A 15,532-nucleotide genomic window follows, 5' to 3' on the forward strand; every position below is an offset into this window, starting at 1 on the left:
ATAGTATTTTTTCCATCACTTATTTAGTATATAAATACTGATGTTGAGCAGCGTGGCGTAGCTTACCCAAACAAGGTAAGGAACCAGCAGCCAGGCCGCCGTTTTGCTGAATCTGCCAAACCAGGCGATATTAAGAATGATGAACACCAGCAAAAGCACGATGACGATAAGCCCGCCAAATATTTGGTGCATCCCAAAGAAAACTATCGACCATGAAAAATTAAGCAGCAGCTGTATAGTATAAATAATGGACGTGGTTTTGTAAACCGGTGTGCCGTCGCGGCGTTTCCAAACCAGGTAGGCTGCCGTGGCAATAAGGATGTAAAGCGTTGTCCACGCAACCGGAAAGAGCCAGTTTGGCGGCGTAAAGCCCGGTTTGTTGAGGGTAACATACCAGCCTTTGATCTCGGGGCGGGTAAAGAGCGTAGCAACACCGCCAATAGCCAGTGTGATAAAAAGGCTGATGGCAAACGGAATAAGCTGGAACCTGGTTAGGGATGAGGAGGCTTTCATGGTATCATTATAACACGCCGACAACTCAAATGTTTAATCTGCGATTGTTCGACTTCTGTTGGCGATTAAGGACGGTTTAAAAGCTCTGTAAGGGCGTTTGACGCTATCCATTTAGCCGCTTTGCTATCCTGCGCAAGAATCCGCCGGGCGGTGTCCACAGCTTCCACCTTGAGGATACCGTTCCGTTTGCCAATTTGCCTTAGCGCCCAGTTAATTGCTTTTTTTACAAAGTTTCTGTCGTCGTATGCTTCCCGTTCCATTATGGGGAAGAACTGCATAAATACCTCATTGGGCGCTTTTTTATTGTGAACGGCATATTCTGCCATCAGCACAAAGCCTGCTCGTTTTACATATTCTTCCTGGCGCAGGCTAAATTCATGGGCTTTATCTACAGCAAAGGGTGTACGGTCGAACAGGTTGCCGCAAACCTGGTCGCAAAGGTCCCAGGAGTAGAATTCCTTGGTCCATTCGTTTATTTGCTTTTCGGTCACCTTTGCCGGGTCATCCACCATCGAGGCCATTATCCTTGCCTCATGGATGCCGGTGGCCCAAAGCTGCTGGGCCAGTTCATGGTCTTTTTTATAAGCTTTAGCTATTTTGCGCACCTCGGGGATCTTCACGCCGAGGGCACGTTGGTTCTCTATCCCAAAGCGTAGCATCCCTGCCAGGTATTTGGCATCGGCCTGCTGTTTAAGCAGCGCAATGATGCTATCGGCATCGGTTTGTGCTTTAGTCGGCAACGCTTTTTTTTTCAATGGAATTGTGAATAGCGTTCACTTGCATGAGTGCGGCAGTACAATAAAAAGGGTGCAGCTCCATCACCAAAGTACCTGCTTTTATAGCCGGGTCGGTAGCGGTTAGTTTTTGGGCCTCTTCAATGCTTTCAACATTAAAGATAAAGATCCCGCGAATAGGCTGATCGTCCATAAACGGGCCTGCCACAACCAGTTTGCCTTCGGCGGCCAGTTTCATAATATTACGTAAGTGTGCCATCTGCAGCTCCTGCCCGGCTTTGGCATCGGTGATTTTTGTTGGACCTTCTTTAAGGAAAGCCATTACATATTTTTTCATACCGTATTGGTCGGCACCCAGTTTTTGGGCAAGCGCGGCATCATAAACAGGTTTTTCGGTTTGCGCAAGGCAGGCCATCCCGATGAACAGCAATGGCAGCAATAGTTTTAATCGTAACATACAGCAGGTTTTTAGGATTGTGAAATAAAGATAGGTAATCTGTTCTAACGTAGCGTGTCAACTTTGAATTTGCTGTTATCGCTGCTGCGGATACCATCTTTTATGATTGGTCCGTCGCCTATATACAAATTGTACTTAGGGGAGTAATACGACATGCCTTTACTTAATCCGGCATTTAGTTTTTTCACGGCGGGCCTAACGTGTACAACTAAAAATGCATCATAAAATAAGCGGTAACTATCGCGAGGTGTTTCGAACGACCAGCCGATCGTATTATATATCCTCACCATGTCTATATAATCTTGTTTGTCGAATTCAAAACCATTCATCATCATTTTGAGGTATTTGGCTACCTTGTTGTCAAAGTCGGTTTTCCCTATTGGAATGCCGTTGTTCAAATGATGTGTAACGGGGTTAGGATTTATAAATAATTTATTTTGAGCTTTCAATGTAACTGGAAATGCCATCAGTTGGCCAATCAAAAGAGATAAACAGATAATACGTTTCATAATAAATGATAGGAGGTTTTAGTTCTCTAAAGATAACAGAAACCGTTTATTGTTATAGAGCTAAAAAGCCGGGCTAATCAGCCCGGCTCAAAGTATAAATCCGAAATCGAAATTCCCAATTCCGAAATCTATTAAAGGTTTCCCCTCAACTCCTGTTCCCGTTCAATCGCTTCAAACAAAGCTTTAAAATTACCCGCGCCGAAGGATTTGGCGCCTTTGCGCTGGATGATCTCGAAGAACAGCGTAGGCCTGTCTTCCACGGGCTTGGTGAAGATCTGCAACAGGTAACCCTCGTCGTCCCGGTCTACCAGGATGCCGAGCTCTTTTAGAGGGCCCAGGTCTTCATCAATATGGCCGACACGGGCGGTGAGTTCATCATAGTAGGTGGTAGGCACGGTTAAAAACTCGATGCCACGGCTTTGCAGGTCGGTAACGGTTTTTACGATATCGGCTGTGGCCAGGGCCAGGTGCTGTACGCCTTCGCCCTCGTAAAACTCCAGGTATTCTTCTATCTGACTTTTCTTTTTGCCCTCGGCCGGTTCATTTATTGGGAACTTTACGTAGCCGTTTCCGTTGCTCATTACCTTGCTCATCAGGGCAGAGTATTCGGTAGAGATCATCTTATCGTCAAAGGTTAAGATGTTACGAAAACCCATAATGTCCTCATAAAAATTAACCCATTGGTTCATTTTATGCCAGCCCACGTTGCCCACGCAATGGTCTACGTACAGCAGGCCGGTATCGGTTGGCTGGTAGGTGGTTTGCATAGGCTTATAGCCAGGTAAAAACGCACCCTTATAATTTTTGCGTTCGATAAATAAATGCACGGTTTCGCCGTACAGCTTAATGCCGCTGGTGCGAACTTCGCCAAATTCATCGGTGATGGATTTTGGTTCCTGATAAGGCTCTGCACCACGTTTTACGGTTTGTTTAAACGCGTCGAAGGCATCGTCCACCCAAAGGGCCAGGATCTTTACACCGTCGCCGTGCTTTTTAATATGCTCGGCAATGGGGTGATCAGAATGCAGCGGGGTAGTAAGCACCAGCCGGATCTTACCCTGCTGTAAAACGTACGATGCACGGTCGCGCACACCCGTTTCCGGCCCGGCATAAGCCAGGTCCTGGAAACCGAAAGCGGTTTTATAATAATGCGCCGCCTGCTTGGCGTTGCCCACGTAAAATTCAACATGATCTGTACCATTAAGCGGCAAAAAATCTGTTGTGGTTGGTTTTGTATCTAATGTTAGTGTTTCCATGGTTTTAATTAGTGAATGAGCGAGTTAGTGAATGAGTGAATTTCCAAAAGCTTTAACCTTTTAGCTTTAACCTTTCACCTTAAATAACCCAGCTCTTATAATAATTTTCGTCCTCAATTCTCACCGCATCTTCCGTTAGCATCAGCGGGCGGAAGGGGTCTATCATTACGGCGAGTTCGTCTGTAAATTCTTTGCCGATAGATTTTTCCACCGAGCCCGGTGCAGGGCCGTGCGGGATGCCGCCGGGGTGCAGGGTTATCTGCCCTTTTACTACACTTTTGCGGCTCATAAAATCACCGTCTACATAGTACAGCACCTCGTCGCTATCCACATTGCTGTGGTTGTATGGGGCAGGGATAGAGAGCGGGTGATAATCAAACTTCCGTGGCACAAAAGAGCAGATGACAAAGTTATTGCCCTCAAACGTTTGGTGCACCGGCGGCGGCTGGTGCAGGCGACCGGTTATCGGTTCAAAATCGTGGATGGAAAATGCCCATGGGTAGTGGAAGCCATCCCAGCCGATAAAATCGAAGGGGTGCGTGCCGTAGATGTAGGGATAAATAAGTCCTTGTTTTTTAATGAGGATCTTAAAGTCGCCTTTTTCATCGTGCGTTTCCAAATCGGTAGGGCGCTTAATATCGCGTTCGCAATAGGGCGAGTGTTCCATTAGTTGCCCGTATGCGTTTCGGTAGCGTTTTGGCGAGCGTATGGGACTAAAGCTCTCTACAATAAACAAACGATTGTCGGGCGTATCAAATTCCAGCTGGTAAATAGTACCACGAGGGACAACCAGGTAGTCGCCATATTCGAACCTGATCTTCCCAAAGCCGGTTTTTAAAGTACCGCTGCCAACGTGGATAAAGATCACCTCGTCGGCCTGGCTGTTCTTGTAAAAATAGTCGGTCATGCTTTTACGGGGCGCGGCAAGGGAGATATGCAGATCGGCGTTTACCAATACCGGTTTGCGGCTTTGCAGGTAATCGTCGACAGGTTCGATATTAAAACCAATGAGGCTGGTATGCTTCAGGTGTTTTTCGCGGGCTATTTTTGGTTCAACGGAGTAGGGCTCGCCCAGCGCCTTTACGATGGTAGGTGGGTAAGTGTGGTAAACCAGCGAATACAGACTGGAGAACCCTTCGGTAGAAACCAGTTCTTCGGCATATAAGGTGCCATCGGGCTTACGGAACTGCGTATGCCGCTTAGGCGGGATGCTCCCTAAAGTATGGTAAATAGGCATGGTATTGGTTTAAATGTTGGAATGTTTTAAGGTTGGAAAGTTTTTAAAAGCTTAACCTAAATCATTAATTATTAAACGATTGAAATGGGGGAATAGTTTTAATAGACAGCAGAAACACAACCGTCTCCTTTCAATATTAAAACCTTACAATAAAGAAGTTAGTATTGCGCTAAAACGGCAGTAGCGAGCACAGCATCCCTGAAGGACGAAGCATCACTCATAGAGGTGAGCCCAAGGGAAAAGTAAAACTGTTTTTTAATGCTCATCATTGGTGTACAAATTTAGCTTTAGTTAAATTAATATGCAAGTGTTTGTAGTCCGTAAGTCGGAAAGTCAGTAAGTCCGAAAGAATTAAAGGCACATTCTCTATCATCGGGCTTTCCGACTTACGGACTTTCGGACAAAAAATACTATGTTTGATTTCCAATTAAACCAGCATGATCAGGAAAGAAGCTATACTATTTGGAATAGTTGCCTGGATTATTTTAACACTATTATTCATTGAAGATAAAACTACAACGGATGGTATTACTGTTGTGGGTTTTCCGTGGTATTTTTACAGTTATACCAATGGTAAGATAGCCTATGTAAACCAAAACCAGCTGGGTTTTAATTTTAGTAATTTGATTGTGGACGTAAGCTCAGTAGCTGTTTTTATTTACGTGGTAAATATCTTCCTGGCACGCAGCCTCAAAAAAAGCAAACCTGATAAACCAACATACCTATGAAATTAGTATCCTATAAAACCGAAGACCGGGAACATTTGGGCGTATACATTAAAGGGCATATTTATAACCTCAACTCCTGCGATAAGCTCATTCCCGATAACATGAATGAGTTTTTATGGGGCGGCGACGAACTGATGGAGCATGCCAAACGCGTAAACGAAGACCTGCTGAGCGGTAAAATGCAAGGCAAGGAAGAACTGTTTTATGAGCTGATAGCACCCGTACCGCACCCAACAAGTTGTCGCGACGGGTATGCTTTTCGCCAGCATGTGGCCGCTGCCCGCCGCAACCGCAAGGTGGATATGATCCCCGAGTTTGACCAGTACCCTATATTTTATTTCACTAATCATAACGCCATCCAGGGTCCCGGCGAAATTGAGTGTATGCCCGATCATTTCCAAAAGCTGGATTTTGAACTGGAGGTTGCCGTGGTGCTCAACAAAAAAGGGCGTAATATAAAAGCCGCCGATGCCGACAATTACATTGCCGGTTACATGATCATGAACGATATGAGCGCCCGCACCCTGCAAATGGAGGAAATGCTGCTGAACCTGGGCCCGGCAAAAGGCAAAGATTTTTCTACCGTAATTGGCCCATGGCTGGTTACACCCGATGAACTGGAGCAATATAAAACCTCACCCAAACCCGGCCATACGGGTAACGCCTATAACCTGCAGATGAAGTGCGTGGTGAACGGCAAACAGGTTAGCAGCGGCAACATGGCCGATATGGACTGGACCTTCGCCGAGATCATAGAACGTTGCGCCTACGGTTGCGATGTGCTGCCCGGCGATGTAATAGGCTCGGGAACGGTTGGCACCGGCTGTTTCCTGGAACTGAACGGCACGGGCTTACTGAACGACCCCCAATACCAAGCCCAATGGCTGCAACCGAACGACTTGGTGGAAATGGAAATTACCGGCCTGGGTATGTTAGGGAATATTATTAAAAAGAGTAAGAGTGAGTTTTCGATACTCGCATTAAAAAAATAAAAAAGATTACTAACCGTAACGTCATTGCGAGCGAAGCGTGGCAACCATCGGCAGGACAAGTATGCGATTTGCAAAGCCGATTTGCATTGTAGACCTGCTTACCGATGATTGCCACGCTTCGCTCGCAAAGACGGTGTTGAGATGAAAAGCCATGCTAACCCTCAAAACCTCCGATTTATCGCCCCTTGAGTTGCAGAACTACCTGCACTACGCCATTGCGCCACGCCCCATCTGTTTGGCCAGCACGGTGGATGCGGAGGGGAATGTTAATCTTAGCCCGTTTAGTTTTTTCAACCTATTTAGCACTAACCCGCCCATATGCGCGTTTTCGCCTGCGCGGAGGGTGAGGGATAATACCACCAAGCATACGCTGGAGAATATACATGCGGTGCCCGAGTGTGTGATCAATATTGTTAATTATGATATTGTGCAGCAGGTGTCCCTATCCAGCGTGGAATACCCTGCCGGGGTGGATGAGTTTATTAAATCTGGCTTAACACCGTTGGCTTCCGAACTGGTGAAACCTCCCCGGGTGGCCGAATCGCCGGTGCAGTTTGAGTGCGTGGTGAGAGAGGTGATCAGCCTTGGAGATGGCCCGGGCGCCGGTAATTTAGTGCTCGCCGAAATAAAGCTGATCCACATAAACGAAGATGTGCTGGATGATACCGGCAAAATAGACCAGGAGAAAATTGATCTTGTAGCCCGCCTGGGCGGCGATTGGTACTGCCGTGTTACAGCCGATAACCTGTTTAAAGTAGCCAAGCCCGTGCGTACCATCGGCATTGGGGTGGACGCTATCCCTTATGCCATCCGCAACTCTAAAGTACTTACCGGCAATAACCTTGGGCAGTTGGGTAATGTAGAAGCTTTGCCAACAGATGAAGAGATAGACGCCTTAGCCCAAAGCGATGAGATCAAAGAACTGTTTGATGCCACTATCGGCGACAGCCAAACCCGGGAATTGCAACTGCACCTGCGCGCAAAACATTTGTTGGATAATGGTTTGGTAGAGGATGCGTGGAAGGTGTTGCTGATATAGCCTATTAATTACCTTCCTTATCGGTTCGCCACTATGTCATTGCTGTAAGGAGCAGCGCGGGACTGTGGGGTAGCGGCGACGTGGCAACCGCGAATAAGCAGAGCCGCTGTGCAAATCCACTCTGCTTATTCGCGATTGCCGAGCTATCGCTCGCAATGACAAAGTTTTTTATTTTCCGAAACTATATTCTTTCCTCACCACTCTTGCCACCGACGGCACGCGGTTTTTCTCAAACAGATCAAACCCGGGCTTCATGGTTTTCCAAAAGGGGAGGTAGGGCGATGATGCAAAAAGTTCCATGTGCCCTTTATCCATCTGGAATGGGAAAATATCCAGGTTGATCTTTTGCTGCCCCGCCGCAAGGGCTTTGTAAACGAGAGTGTAAATTTCTTCTATACGGGCATCCGTCATGGCGTAACAGCCTATGGATGCGCAATGCCCGTGTATCATAATGGCGCTGCCGGTGTAGCCTTTTTGCTGTTCCAGCTGATTAGGGTAGCCAATGTTAATGGCCAGGTGGTAATTGCTTCCCGGGTTTAATTGTTTGGCGGTAATGTTGTAAAAACCTTCGGGACTTTTACCATCGCCCTGTTTTGTTTTGGTGCCGAGGCCGCCCGAATAATAACATATATCGTAGCGTTTAAACAGCGCGTATTTGGCACCTTTTTTTACCCATACTTCAAACTGATCGGTCTGTTTAAATATCCGCAGGTAAATGCGGTAATTACTATCAAAACCGCCATCGCTCAGTTCCCTTTGCAGCTTTGGCCAAAGGGTTGCGCGCGCATCGCTGGCGCGTTTACTATCGGGCAGGCCGGAAGGTTTTGTAATTGATAAAAAAGAGATCAGCAGAACGAAAAATAACTTAGGCATAGTTAGGGTTTTGGTTACCCAAATATAACTAAGTTATTAGTTTTAATAAAACAAAACAGAATTAAATTCTAATATTTTAAATAAAACGGATTTTTATTCTTTAAATAAGACTTATAAATATATTAAAAATCAATTAGATGGTTTTTACGAAACTTAAAGTTGTTAGCATTTGAGGCAATCAACGCTAATTTTACAACAGCGGCGCTATGTAAGCATTTAAAGAATATGTATATTTGACTATAATGAAATTTTACGATAAATATCCACAATTGCGAGAAAGGAGTTTTTTAACCAAAATCCTTACTGACACCGTATTTTCTACGATGGCTTTGGAAGATCAAAAAGTTGAAAAATCTCGTGTAAAGGAAATTGTGGTATCGTTACTCCAGGACGCGGAGTTAGAAGGGAAGCAATTCTTTAGCAATTAAATTTCTTAGCGGTTCAAAATCCCCTTTATCCGCAGATTTCATCGCATCAATATAAACTCTTCTGCTTTCACCCTCCCGATGGTATAACTGCAAGGGCTGATAACCAAGTTTCAAAGCTACTAAGTTCATTAATAAACGACCGGTTCTTCCGTTTCCATTGTTAAATGGGTGAATACGGATAAACTCGTAGTGGGCATACACTAAATTATCAACATGGTCATCTGCAGCGATAAACGTATCGAGCTTGTAGTTTAAGTTATCGATAAATTGATATAATAATTGTAGGATTTGAGGGGGAGCGGGCGGGTTGAGCTGTCCGACCAGCACTTCTGTCGTTCGCCATTTGCCTGCCCACTCATAAAGTTCACTGAAACCTATTTTATGAACTTCCAGGATAAGTGACGTGGATATCACAATGTCGGTATCCATCTGCAAAATAAATAGTTCGGCAGCCGCTATACCGCGGGCTTCAATCTCATTTATGGCATTTTTATCCGTAAGGCCTTTTAAATTATCGTCAGGCGATGGAGTCCAGCTTGTTTTGTGATCCATACCCTAATTTTTTATATACCCAACACTTGCTTCAGCTTCACATACCCGGTTTTGCTCACAGGTATTTTAGCACCCGATTTAAGGATGGCCAGGTGGCTGTCTTTCTCGTAGGGGTCTAAACGGGTTATCTGTTGTATGGCGATTATGTAGGAGCGGTGTACGCGAACGAAGTGCCTTGGATCGAGTGTCTTTTCGAAGAAGGCCATGGTTTTATTTTTCAGGAAGGCCCCTTCGGCGGTAATTACGCTTACGTAATCATCATCGGCTTGCAGGTATTCTACATCCAGTACCGATATGATCTTTACCTTGGTGCCTGTTTTTACCACGATACGCTCGTTTTGTGCAGGCGATTGGGCGGCTATTTCCAGCAGTGTTTCGGTAGTTTTTGCAGCGGCAGGCGCGGTATTACTGTGCGACAGGAATTTATCTATCGCTTTAACAAAACGTTCTTTACTAAAGGGCTTCAGCAGGTAATCCAGGGCATGGGCTTCAAAAGCCTTTATGGCGAACTCATCAAAAGCCGTGGCGAATATTACGGCAGGCGGGTTATCCACCAGTTCCAGCATCTCAAAACCATTTATTTTGGGCATTTGTACATCCAGGAATATCAGGTCGGGCTGGTGCTGCTGAATGGCTTTGAGGCCTTCGAAGCCATCGCCGCATTCCTGTAAAACCTCTATCTGCGGAAAAGCCTGCAAATATTCTAATACAACCATACGTGCCAATGGCTCATCGTCGATAATTAAAGCGCGTGTCATAACTGCGGTATTTTTATAATGGTTGTAAATATATTATCATTTGCATGGGTTTCCATCAAATCGTTGCGTGCAAATATCAAATATAATCTGCGTTGTACCCCGCTAAGCCCAAAACCGGTGCCCTTGCGCGGCCTGGAGGTTTGCGAATCGTAGGGGTTTTGTATGGTCATCACCAGGTAACTATCTTCCAACTCGCCACTGATACTGATGGTTACCTCGCCGGTGGTATCGTACAAACCAAATTTTATGGCATTTTCTACCAAAGGCTGTAGCAGCATCGAAGGTAACAAGGCTTTGCCGCATTTTTCATAACAGCTTATTTCGGTTTGAAGGCGATGGCCAAAACGTACCTTCTCTATTTCGAGGTAAAGGTTTAAATGGGTGAGCTCATCGCTCAGGGGCACTAATAGCTGGTCGTCCTTTTTCAAGGTTCCGCGTAAAAAGTCTGATAGCTGGTGGATCATCCGTCGCGCTTCATCGGGTTTAAAGCCGATTAGGGCGTTAATGGAGTTTAAGCTGTTGAATAAAAAGTGAGGCTGCAGTTGTTGGCGCAGGTTATAAAGTTCGGCATCGCGGGCCAGCTTTTCGGCTTCGGTTTTGCGCTGTTCGGTTTTTTTATGGTCTATCTGCGAGTAGAACAGGGCGCTGATCATCGCCATCCAGCCGATAGCCAAAAAGTCGGTAAATAGTCGGATTATAAAAGATTGTTTGAGGAAATTATCATACACTACGCCGAAGCCGAAAAAAGGTATGATGTAACGGCAGGCAGCCGCGCAGCCCGCGGCAAGTGCGCCGCACCACACCAGCAGGTAAATGTAGCTGCCACGGTCGGGCTGGTAGTAGCGCAGGTTATTGTTGATGAGCCAGCAGGCTACCGAAAGCAGTATAGTGCTGATACCGGCATCGGCCAGGGCAACCATCCAAACAAAGCCAAAACTGTGCAGCAAATACGCTTGCAGGGCGGCCCAAACCGCCCCGCATATAGCGAATGCTCCAAATAGTTTCTTTCCTGATAATTGTTCTGAAGCCAAAACTGGTAGTTTAGATATATGTATGTTACTGTTATGCTTTTATTTCCCCTCTTGAGAGGGGGCGCGCCGGAAATGTGTAGTGGCAGGGGTGTGTTTCTGCATGCGGGCTAACACACCCCTAACCCCTCTCAAGAGGGGAATCTTTTCGGCCTTCCTTAATTCTTTACGCCCAACAGCGCCGATTTATGATGTGCCCAGGCAATATAAAGGTCTGGGTCGGTAGCCTCGTGGATGTTGTAATATAATTCGGTGCCATCGGCCAGGCCGCTTAAAACGTTCAGTTCGGCAACATCAATAAACTGCCATTTAACGGTTTGCTTTTGCACGTTTACAAAGCTATCCTGGTTGGCGTGGCCAATGTTGCTGGCCTTCTGGAAAGCCTGGTGCTCGGTATCGGCATTTATCAAGCGCAGTTGCTCATCAAACTGGGCGTTATGGTCGCCGTTGCCGCTTATCACCCTAAAAACCAATTTTGCTACGTACCAATTCATGTTGTTCAAATTTTATGTAAATGGATAGAGTAAATTGTCTGTTAATTAATAGCTGCGGATCTCTAATCCGGCGAATAATGATACACCTTTGATGATCAGCACCTTGTCGCTTTTTGCGGTTTGTACGCTTTTCATCCGTTTATCATCAGTACCGGCAAAAATAGCGCTCATATCTACAATTACCTGCCAGTTGGATGGTACGATGATCTTGGTGCCGCCAAATACCTGGGTGATATCTATCACTGCTCTGCCATTGATATCGGCGTGGGTAAAATCAAGCTCGGTACCGCCAAATATGTTGGTAATATCGCCGCCCCTGAAGCTTTTAGAGAAAATGCTTTTGTTAACCCCGCCAAATATGGCAGTAGCATCTAAAATATCATCGTGCGATAGCGGGGGCGTAGTACCGGTGGTATTGCTGTCTGTTGGAGGCACGCCTGTAGCAGAACTATAAGTGGTGTCGCCAAAATCGGCAAGGGGTTTATCGGTATCGGCTACGCCTGTTTTATATTTCTTATCCCAGTAGTCGGCATCGCCTAAATGATCGCCTGTTTTTTTCTTGCGCATGATGATCCAGAAACCAAGGCCGATAAGAGCGATAGGCCAGATAAAGCCGTCGGAATTATCGATGTTACAGGTTACCAGAAATATTAAGCCAAGCCCGGTGACGATAACCCAGTTTGCTTTCTGAAAATTGTTGCGCGAGCCAATCCAAAGACCGATAAATACCAGCCACAAAGGATTAAGGTCGATATAATCGGGAATGAGATATACGTTTAATTGCCGCAGCAGCCAAAAGCCGCCTACAAGGAGCAGGATTACTCCTAACATAACTTTGCCATTGGCTTTGTTAGGTTTTTGGTCTATATTGATGTTCATGACGTGTTAAATTTTATTGTTACCCAAAACTAATGTAACATTTGGTATATGCAAACGGCTAATAGGCGATGTAAATAAAGAAGTCGGTAAGTATGGATAAATTGTCGGTGAAAAAGTAAAGGCGATTAGTTTTAGGAATTATATATTCGGCAACCTATACAATCAACATGGAAAAAGAGTATGTAAGTGGTGGAATTAGTAAGTGGAAACAATTAGCGTTAGCTTACAACGTTTGGGGTTTTCTATTAGGTTTTCTGAGTATTTTTTTAGGAAAAACTAATTTAAGTGCGCTTATTGGTTTACTATACCCGTTACTGGGTATTATTTTGATGAAATGCAGCCCGGGTATAATAAAGATGGCTTGGACAAATAAGAAAAGCGAGTATCACGGAATAGCCCTGGGCTTTTTTGTTCCTGTAATTATGATGGTTGTAATTAGCCTGGACTATAACATTATGTCGAAAAAAAGTGTTTTGTTACCACTTATAGTAATAATGGTCCTAATGTTTTTACTCATTTATTTCACCGGCTTTAATAAAGCTGGCGATTCAATAAAAAATCAATTGTTATTGATCATATTTTTGACATTCATTTACAGCATCGGAATTGTGATAACCGTTAATTGTCAATTTGATTCATCGGTACCGAATTTACTTCAGCCGATGGTGCTAAAAAAGTATACCACCAGCGGAAAAGGACCTCACTATCATATTGATGTGGCCTCCTGGGTAGCCAGTAATGAAACTGAGCACATAGCAGTTAGAAAGATTTATTACGAGGAATTAGAAATAGGCCAAACCGTTAAGGTTCAGCTTAAAAAAGGATTGCTAAACATTCCCTGGTACTACGTTTTACAATAGCTTACACCGCCGGTTCCTGCTGACTCAAACAGTGGAAGCTCCCTAATCCCCAAATGATATCGGTAGAATCGATGCCCACAACTTTCCTGTCGGGGAAGCAATTTTGGATAATATCTAATGCTCTATCGTCATGTTTGCTGCGGAATGTTGGCACTACAACCGCCGCATTGCTAATGTAAAAATTGGCATAAGAGGCAGGCAGGCGCTGATCGTCGTAAATAACGGGATCTGGCATAGGTAGTTCCACTATATTCAGTTGCTTGCCATTGAGCAGGCGCATGGTTTTCAGGGTTTGCAGGTTCTCCTGCAGGATGTGGTAGTTCTCATCGTGCTTGTTCTCTTCCACAACGGTAACCACGGTATCGGTGTTTACGAAACGGGTAATATCGTCAATATGCCCGTCGGTATCATCGCCGATGATGCCATCGCCCAGCCATAGGATCTGCTCTACGCCGTAGTAGTTCTGCAGATAGCCTTCTATTTGCTGCTGGTTTAAGTGCGGGTTGCGGTTGGGGTTGAGCAGGCAGGCGGTGGTGGTAAGTAAAGTACCCGCGCCGTTGAAGTCAACCGAGCCGCCTTCCATCACAATACCCGGGTGGTAAACCGGCAGGTTAAAGTGGTTGGCAATTTTGGTTGGGATAACATCATCCAGATCAAACGGGGGATATTTACCGCCCCAGGCATTGTAACCCCAATCTACAATCGCTTTCTCTTTGGTTTCGTAATTCACCAAAAAGGCAGGCCCGTGGTCGCGGCACCAGGCATCGTTGGTGGGGAACTGTAAGAACTCTACCTTGCTCAGATCGGAACCTACCAACTGCAGCTGCATTTTGGCAAAAGCTTCCATTTGCGCATCCAATACGTTGATACGCACTATCTCGCCTTCGGTGAGGATTTTGATAAACTCGGCGTACTTGCCGTATATTAGGTCGATCTTACCCGGCCATGAGGCTTCCTTATGCGGCCAGCTGAGCCAGGTAGCAGTATGTTTTGCCCATTCGGCGGGAAAGTGGAGTCCGGTTGGTATGTTGGTGGTGCTCATTATAAATTTTATTTCAAACCGTCATTGCGAGGTACGAAGCAATCTCCCGATAAGCAAGGCCGACTCGCATAGCGGCTTGTCCGGCGTAGAGATTGCTTCGTACCTCGCAATGACGTGGTGGGGAAGTCTTTGGTTAATTAGTCGCCGTCAATAAGACGTTTTGTTATTGGCTGATACGAATCTATACGACGATCCCTTAAAAACGGCCAGTGGCTGCGGTAGTAATCAGATTTGTCCAGGTCAAGTTCCATTACCACAACCTCTTCCTCATCAGTAGTAGTTTGATGCATTACAGCGCCAAAGGGGTTGGCAAAAAACGATCCACCCCAGAATTTTACGCCGGCTTCTTCGCCTACGCGGTTCACGCTTACTACATAAACGCCGTTTGCAACCGCGTGCGAGCGCTGGATGGTCTGCCATGCATTATATTGCTCTACGTTGGTAGCCTCATCCTGCGTGGTTGCCCAACCTATAGCAGTAGGGTAAAAGAGGATCTCCGCACCCATTAAAGCGGTGATGCGGGCTGCTTCCGGGTACCATTGGTCCCAGCAAATGAGTACGCCTATAGTGGCAAATTTGGTTTTGAACACTTTGTAGCCCAGGTCGCCGGGGGTGAAGTAAAATTTCTCGTAAAAGCCGGGATCATCCGGGATGTGCATTTTGCGGTACTTGCCCAGGTATTGGCCGTCAGCATCTAAAACGGCGGTAGTGTTATGGTAAACACCCTGCGCGCGTTTCTCAAAAAGGGAAGCAATGATCACAACGCCAAGCTCACCAGCCACAGCCGATAAAGCGTCGGTAGAAGGACCGGGAATTGATTCGGCCAGTGCAAAGTTGTCGTAATCCTCTACATCGCAAAAATAGAGCGATGTAAAGAGCTCCTGCAAGCAAATGATCTGCGCGCCTTTAGCGGCAGCCTCGCGTACCTTAACAATAGCTTTATCCAGGTTTTCCTGTTTGTTTGCGGTGCAGGTCATCTGCACTAACCCTACTTGTACCTTACCCATAGCGATAAAAATTTGCCGCAAAAATAGTATTTTCAATTATGATTACACCGATTGTAAGGAATGATTACACCGATTTGATAATGGGATAACAAAATGATAATTGTTAAAATCTGTGAAATCAAATCTGTGAAATCGGTGTAATCCAA

Annotated in this window: 18 protein-coding genes; 4 read left to right on the forward strand and 14 right to left on the reverse strand. The window is 45.6% G+C overall.

Going from position 1 to position 15,532, the window contains the following annotated elements; all coding sequences use genetic code 11:
* Positions 1-15: 15 nt before the first annotated feature.
* The 6 genes from IDJ77_RS10025 to IDJ77_RS10050 all read right to left on the reverse strand — a co-directional run bounded on the left by IDJ77_RS10025 (position 16) and on the right by IDJ77_RS10050 (position 4,706).
* On the reverse strand, positions 16-513 hold the full coding sequence (locus tag IDJ77_RS10025) for a TspO/MBR family protein (protein WP_191188802.1): 498 nt from the start codon (positions 511-513) through the stop codon (positions 16-18).
* Between the two features lie 65 nt (positions 514-578).
* Positions 579-1,268 carry a DNA alkylation repair protein gene (locus tag IDJ77_RS10030; protein WP_224751035.1) on the reverse strand — a complete coding sequence of 230 codons (690 nt, stop codon included), beginning with the start codon at positions 1,266-1,268 and terminating at the stop codon, positions 579-581.
* On the reverse strand, positions 1,243-1,704 hold the full coding sequence (locus tag IDJ77_RS10035; protein ID WP_191188803.1) for a YciI family protein: 462 nt from the start codon (positions 1,702-1,704) through the stop codon (positions 1,243-1,245). Before IDJ77_RS10035 ends, IDJ77_RS10030 begins: the two co-directional genes overlap by 26 nt.
* A gap of 44 nt (positions 1,705-1,748) precedes the next feature.
* Positions 1,749-2,213: a hypothetical protein gene (locus IDJ77_RS10040; RefSeq protein WP_191188804.1), complete on the reverse strand. Its 465-nt coding sequence runs from the start codon at positions 2,211-2,213 to the stop codon at positions 1,749-1,751.
* A 131-nt stretch (positions 2,214-2,344) separates the two neighbouring features.
* Positions 2,345-3,469, reverse strand: coding sequence for a 4-hydroxyphenylpyruvate dioxygenase (gene hppD / locus IDJ77_RS10045; RefSeq protein ID WP_191188805.1), 1,125 nt, complete (start codon positions 3,467-3,469; stop codon positions 2,345-2,347).
* 79 nt (positions 3,470-3,548) lie between these two features.
* Positions 3,549-4,706: a homogentisate 1,2-dioxygenase gene (locus tag IDJ77_RS10050; RefSeq protein ID WP_191188806.1), complete on the reverse strand. Its 1,158-nt coding sequence runs from the start codon at positions 4,704-4,706 to the stop codon at positions 3,549-3,551.
* Between the two features lie 437 nt (positions 4,707-5,143).
* Here IDJ77_RS10050 and IDJ77_RS10055 point away from each other — a divergent pair, with 437 nt between their 5' ends.
* The 3 genes from IDJ77_RS10055 (at position 5,144) to IDJ77_RS10065 (ending at position 7,465) form a co-directional block, all read left to right on the forward strand.
* Positions 5,144-5,434: a hypothetical protein gene (locus tag IDJ77_RS10055; RefSeq protein ID WP_191188807.1), complete on the forward strand. Its 291-nt coding sequence runs from the start codon at positions 5,144-5,146 to the stop codon at positions 5,432-5,434.
* Entirely contained in the window at positions 5,431-6,426 is a 996-nt protein-coding gene (locus IDJ77_RS10060; protein ID WP_191188808.1) for a fumarylacetoacetate hydrolase family protein, read from the forward strand. Before IDJ77_RS10055 ends, IDJ77_RS10060 begins: the two co-directional genes overlap by 4 nt.
* A gap of 151 nt (positions 6,427-6,577) precedes the next feature.
* Positions 6,578-7,465, forward strand: a complete 888-nt coding sequence (locus tag IDJ77_RS10065) for a flavin reductase family protein (RefSeq protein ID WP_191188809.1) — start codon at positions 6,578-6,580, stop codon at positions 7,463-7,465.
* A gap of 168 nt (positions 7,466-7,633) precedes the next feature.
* Here the strand turns inward: IDJ77_RS10065 and IDJ77_RS10070 are convergent, their stop codons facing one another.
* The 6 genes from IDJ77_RS10070 to IDJ77_RS10095 all read right to left on the reverse strand — a co-directional run bounded on the left by IDJ77_RS10070 (position 7,634) and on the right by IDJ77_RS10095 (position 12,477).
* Positions 7,634-8,338: a L,D-transpeptidase family protein gene (locus IDJ77_RS10070; protein WP_191188810.1), complete on the reverse strand. Its 705-nt coding sequence runs from the start codon at positions 8,336-8,338 to the stop codon at positions 7,634-7,636.
* 398 nt (positions 8,339-8,736) lie between these two features.
* Positions 8,737-9,318, reverse strand: a complete 582-nt coding sequence (locus IDJ77_RS10075) for a Fic family protein (protein WP_191188811.1) — start codon at positions 9,316-9,318, stop codon at positions 8,737-8,739.
* Between the two features lie 11 nt (positions 9,319-9,329).
* Positions 9,330-10,076 carry a LytR/AlgR family response regulator transcription factor gene (locus IDJ77_RS10080; RefSeq protein ID WP_191188812.1) on the reverse strand — a complete coding sequence of 249 codons (747 nt, stop codon included), beginning with the start codon at positions 10,074-10,076 and terminating at the stop codon, positions 9,330-9,332.
* Positions 10,073-11,107: a sensor histidine kinase gene (locus IDJ77_RS10085; protein ID WP_224751036.1), complete on the reverse strand. Its 1,035-nt coding sequence runs from the start codon at positions 11,105-11,107 to the stop codon at positions 10,073-10,075. Before IDJ77_RS10085 ends, IDJ77_RS10080 begins: the two co-directional genes overlap by 4 nt.
* 155 nt (positions 11,108-11,262) lie before the next feature.
* Positions 11,263-11,598 carry a DUF4288 domain-containing protein gene (locus IDJ77_RS10090; RefSeq protein WP_191188813.1) on the reverse strand — a complete coding sequence of 112 codons (336 nt, stop codon included), beginning with the start codon at positions 11,596-11,598 and terminating at the stop codon, positions 11,263-11,265.
* A 45-nt stretch (positions 11,599-11,643) separates the two neighbouring features.
* Positions 11,644-12,477, reverse strand: a complete 834-nt coding sequence (locus IDJ77_RS10095) for a LiaF transmembrane domain-containing protein (protein WP_191188814.1) — start codon at positions 12,475-12,477, stop codon at positions 11,644-11,646.
* 167 nt (positions 12,478-12,644) lie between these two features.
* On the opposite strand from IDJ77_RS10095, the gene IDJ77_RS10100 reads away from it, so the two are divergent.
* Positions 12,645-13,337, forward strand: a complete 693-nt coding sequence (locus tag IDJ77_RS10100; RefSeq protein ID WP_191188815.1) for a hypothetical protein — start codon at positions 12,645-12,647, stop codon at positions 13,335-13,337.
* Between the two features lies 1 nt (position 13,338).
* Here the strand turns inward: IDJ77_RS10100 and IDJ77_RS10105 are convergent, their stop codons facing one another.
* Together IDJ77_RS10105 and IDJ77_RS10110 are read right to left on the reverse strand one after the other, a co-directional pair.
* Complete coding sequence (locus IDJ77_RS10105; RefSeq protein WP_191188816.1) at positions 13,339-14,379, reverse strand: agmatine deiminase family protein; 1,041 nt, start codon at positions 14,377-14,379, stop codon at positions 13,339-13,341.
* Between the two features lie 137 nt (positions 14,380-14,516).
* Positions 14,517-15,386 carry a carbon-nitrogen hydrolase gene (locus IDJ77_RS10110; protein WP_191188817.1) on the reverse strand — a complete coding sequence of 290 codons (870 nt, stop codon included), beginning with the start codon at positions 15,384-15,386 and terminating at the stop codon, positions 14,517-14,519.
* Positions 15,387-15,532: the final 146 nt, after the last annotated feature.

It is taken from the genome of Mucilaginibacter pankratovii, assembly GCF_014773265.1.
Classification (GTDB): domain Bacteria; phylum Bacteroidota; class Bacteroidia; order Sphingobacteriales; family Sphingobacteriaceae; genus Mucilaginibacter; species Mucilaginibacter pankratovii.

Coding starts and splice junctions, on each gene's coding strand:
- IDJ77_RS10025 (WP_191188802.1), bottom strand. CDS start 513: ATGAAAGCCTCCTCATCCCTAACCAGGTTCCAGCTTATTCCGTTTGCC.
- IDJ77_RS10035 (WP_191188803.1), bottom strand. CDS start 1,704: ATGTTACGATTAAAACTATTGCTGCCATTGCTGTTCATCGGGATGGCC.
- IDJ77_RS10040 (WP_191188804.1), bottom strand. CDS start 2,213: ATGAAACGTATTATCTGTTTATCTCTTTTGATTGGCCAACTGATGGCA.
- hppD (WP_191188805.1), bottom strand. CDS start 3,469: ATGGAAACACTAACATTAGATACAAAACCAACCACAACAGATTTTTTG.
- IDJ77_RS10050 (WP_191188806.1), bottom strand. CDS start 4,706: ATGCCTATTTACCATACTTTAGGGAGCATCCCGCCTAAGCGGCATACG.
- IDJ77_RS10055 (WP_191188807.1), top strand. CDS start 5,144: ATGATCAGGAAAGAAGCTATACTATTTGGAATAGTTGCCTGGATTATT.
- IDJ77_RS10060 (WP_191188808.1), top strand. CDS start 5,431: ATGAAATTAGTATCCTATAAAACCGAAGACCGGGAACATTTGGGCGTA.
- IDJ77_RS10065 (WP_191188809.1), top strand. CDS start 6,578: ATGCTAACCCTCAAAACCTCCGATTTATCGCCCCTTGAGTTGCAGAAC.
- IDJ77_RS10070 (WP_191188810.1), bottom strand. CDS start 8,338: ATGCCTAAGTTATTTTTCGTTCTGCTGATCTCTTTTTTATCAATTACA.
- IDJ77_RS10075 (WP_191188811.1), bottom strand. CDS start 9,318: ATGGATCACAAAACAAGCTGGACTCCATCGCCTGACGATAATTTAAAA.
- IDJ77_RS10080 (WP_191188812.1), bottom strand. CDS start 10,076: ATGACACGCGCTTTAATTATCGACGATGAGCCATTGGCACGTATGGTT.
- IDJ77_RS10090 (WP_191188813.1), bottom strand. CDS start 11,598: ATGAATTGGTACGTAGCAAAATTGGTTTTTAGGGTGATAAGCGGCAAC.
- IDJ77_RS10095 (WP_191188814.1), bottom strand. CDS start 12,477: ATGAACATCAATATAGACCAAAAACCTAACAAAGCCAATGGCAAAGTT.
- IDJ77_RS10100 (WP_191188815.1), top strand. CDS start 12,645: ATGGAAAAAGAGTATGTAAGTGGTGGAATTAGTAAGTGGAAACAATTA.
- IDJ77_RS10105 (WP_191188816.1), bottom strand. CDS start 14,379: ATGAGCACCACCAACATACCAACCGGACTCCACTTTCCCGCCGAATGG.
- IDJ77_RS10110 (WP_191188817.1), bottom strand. CDS start 15,386: ATGGGTAAGGTACAAGTAGGGTTAGTGCAGATGACCTGCACCGCAAAC.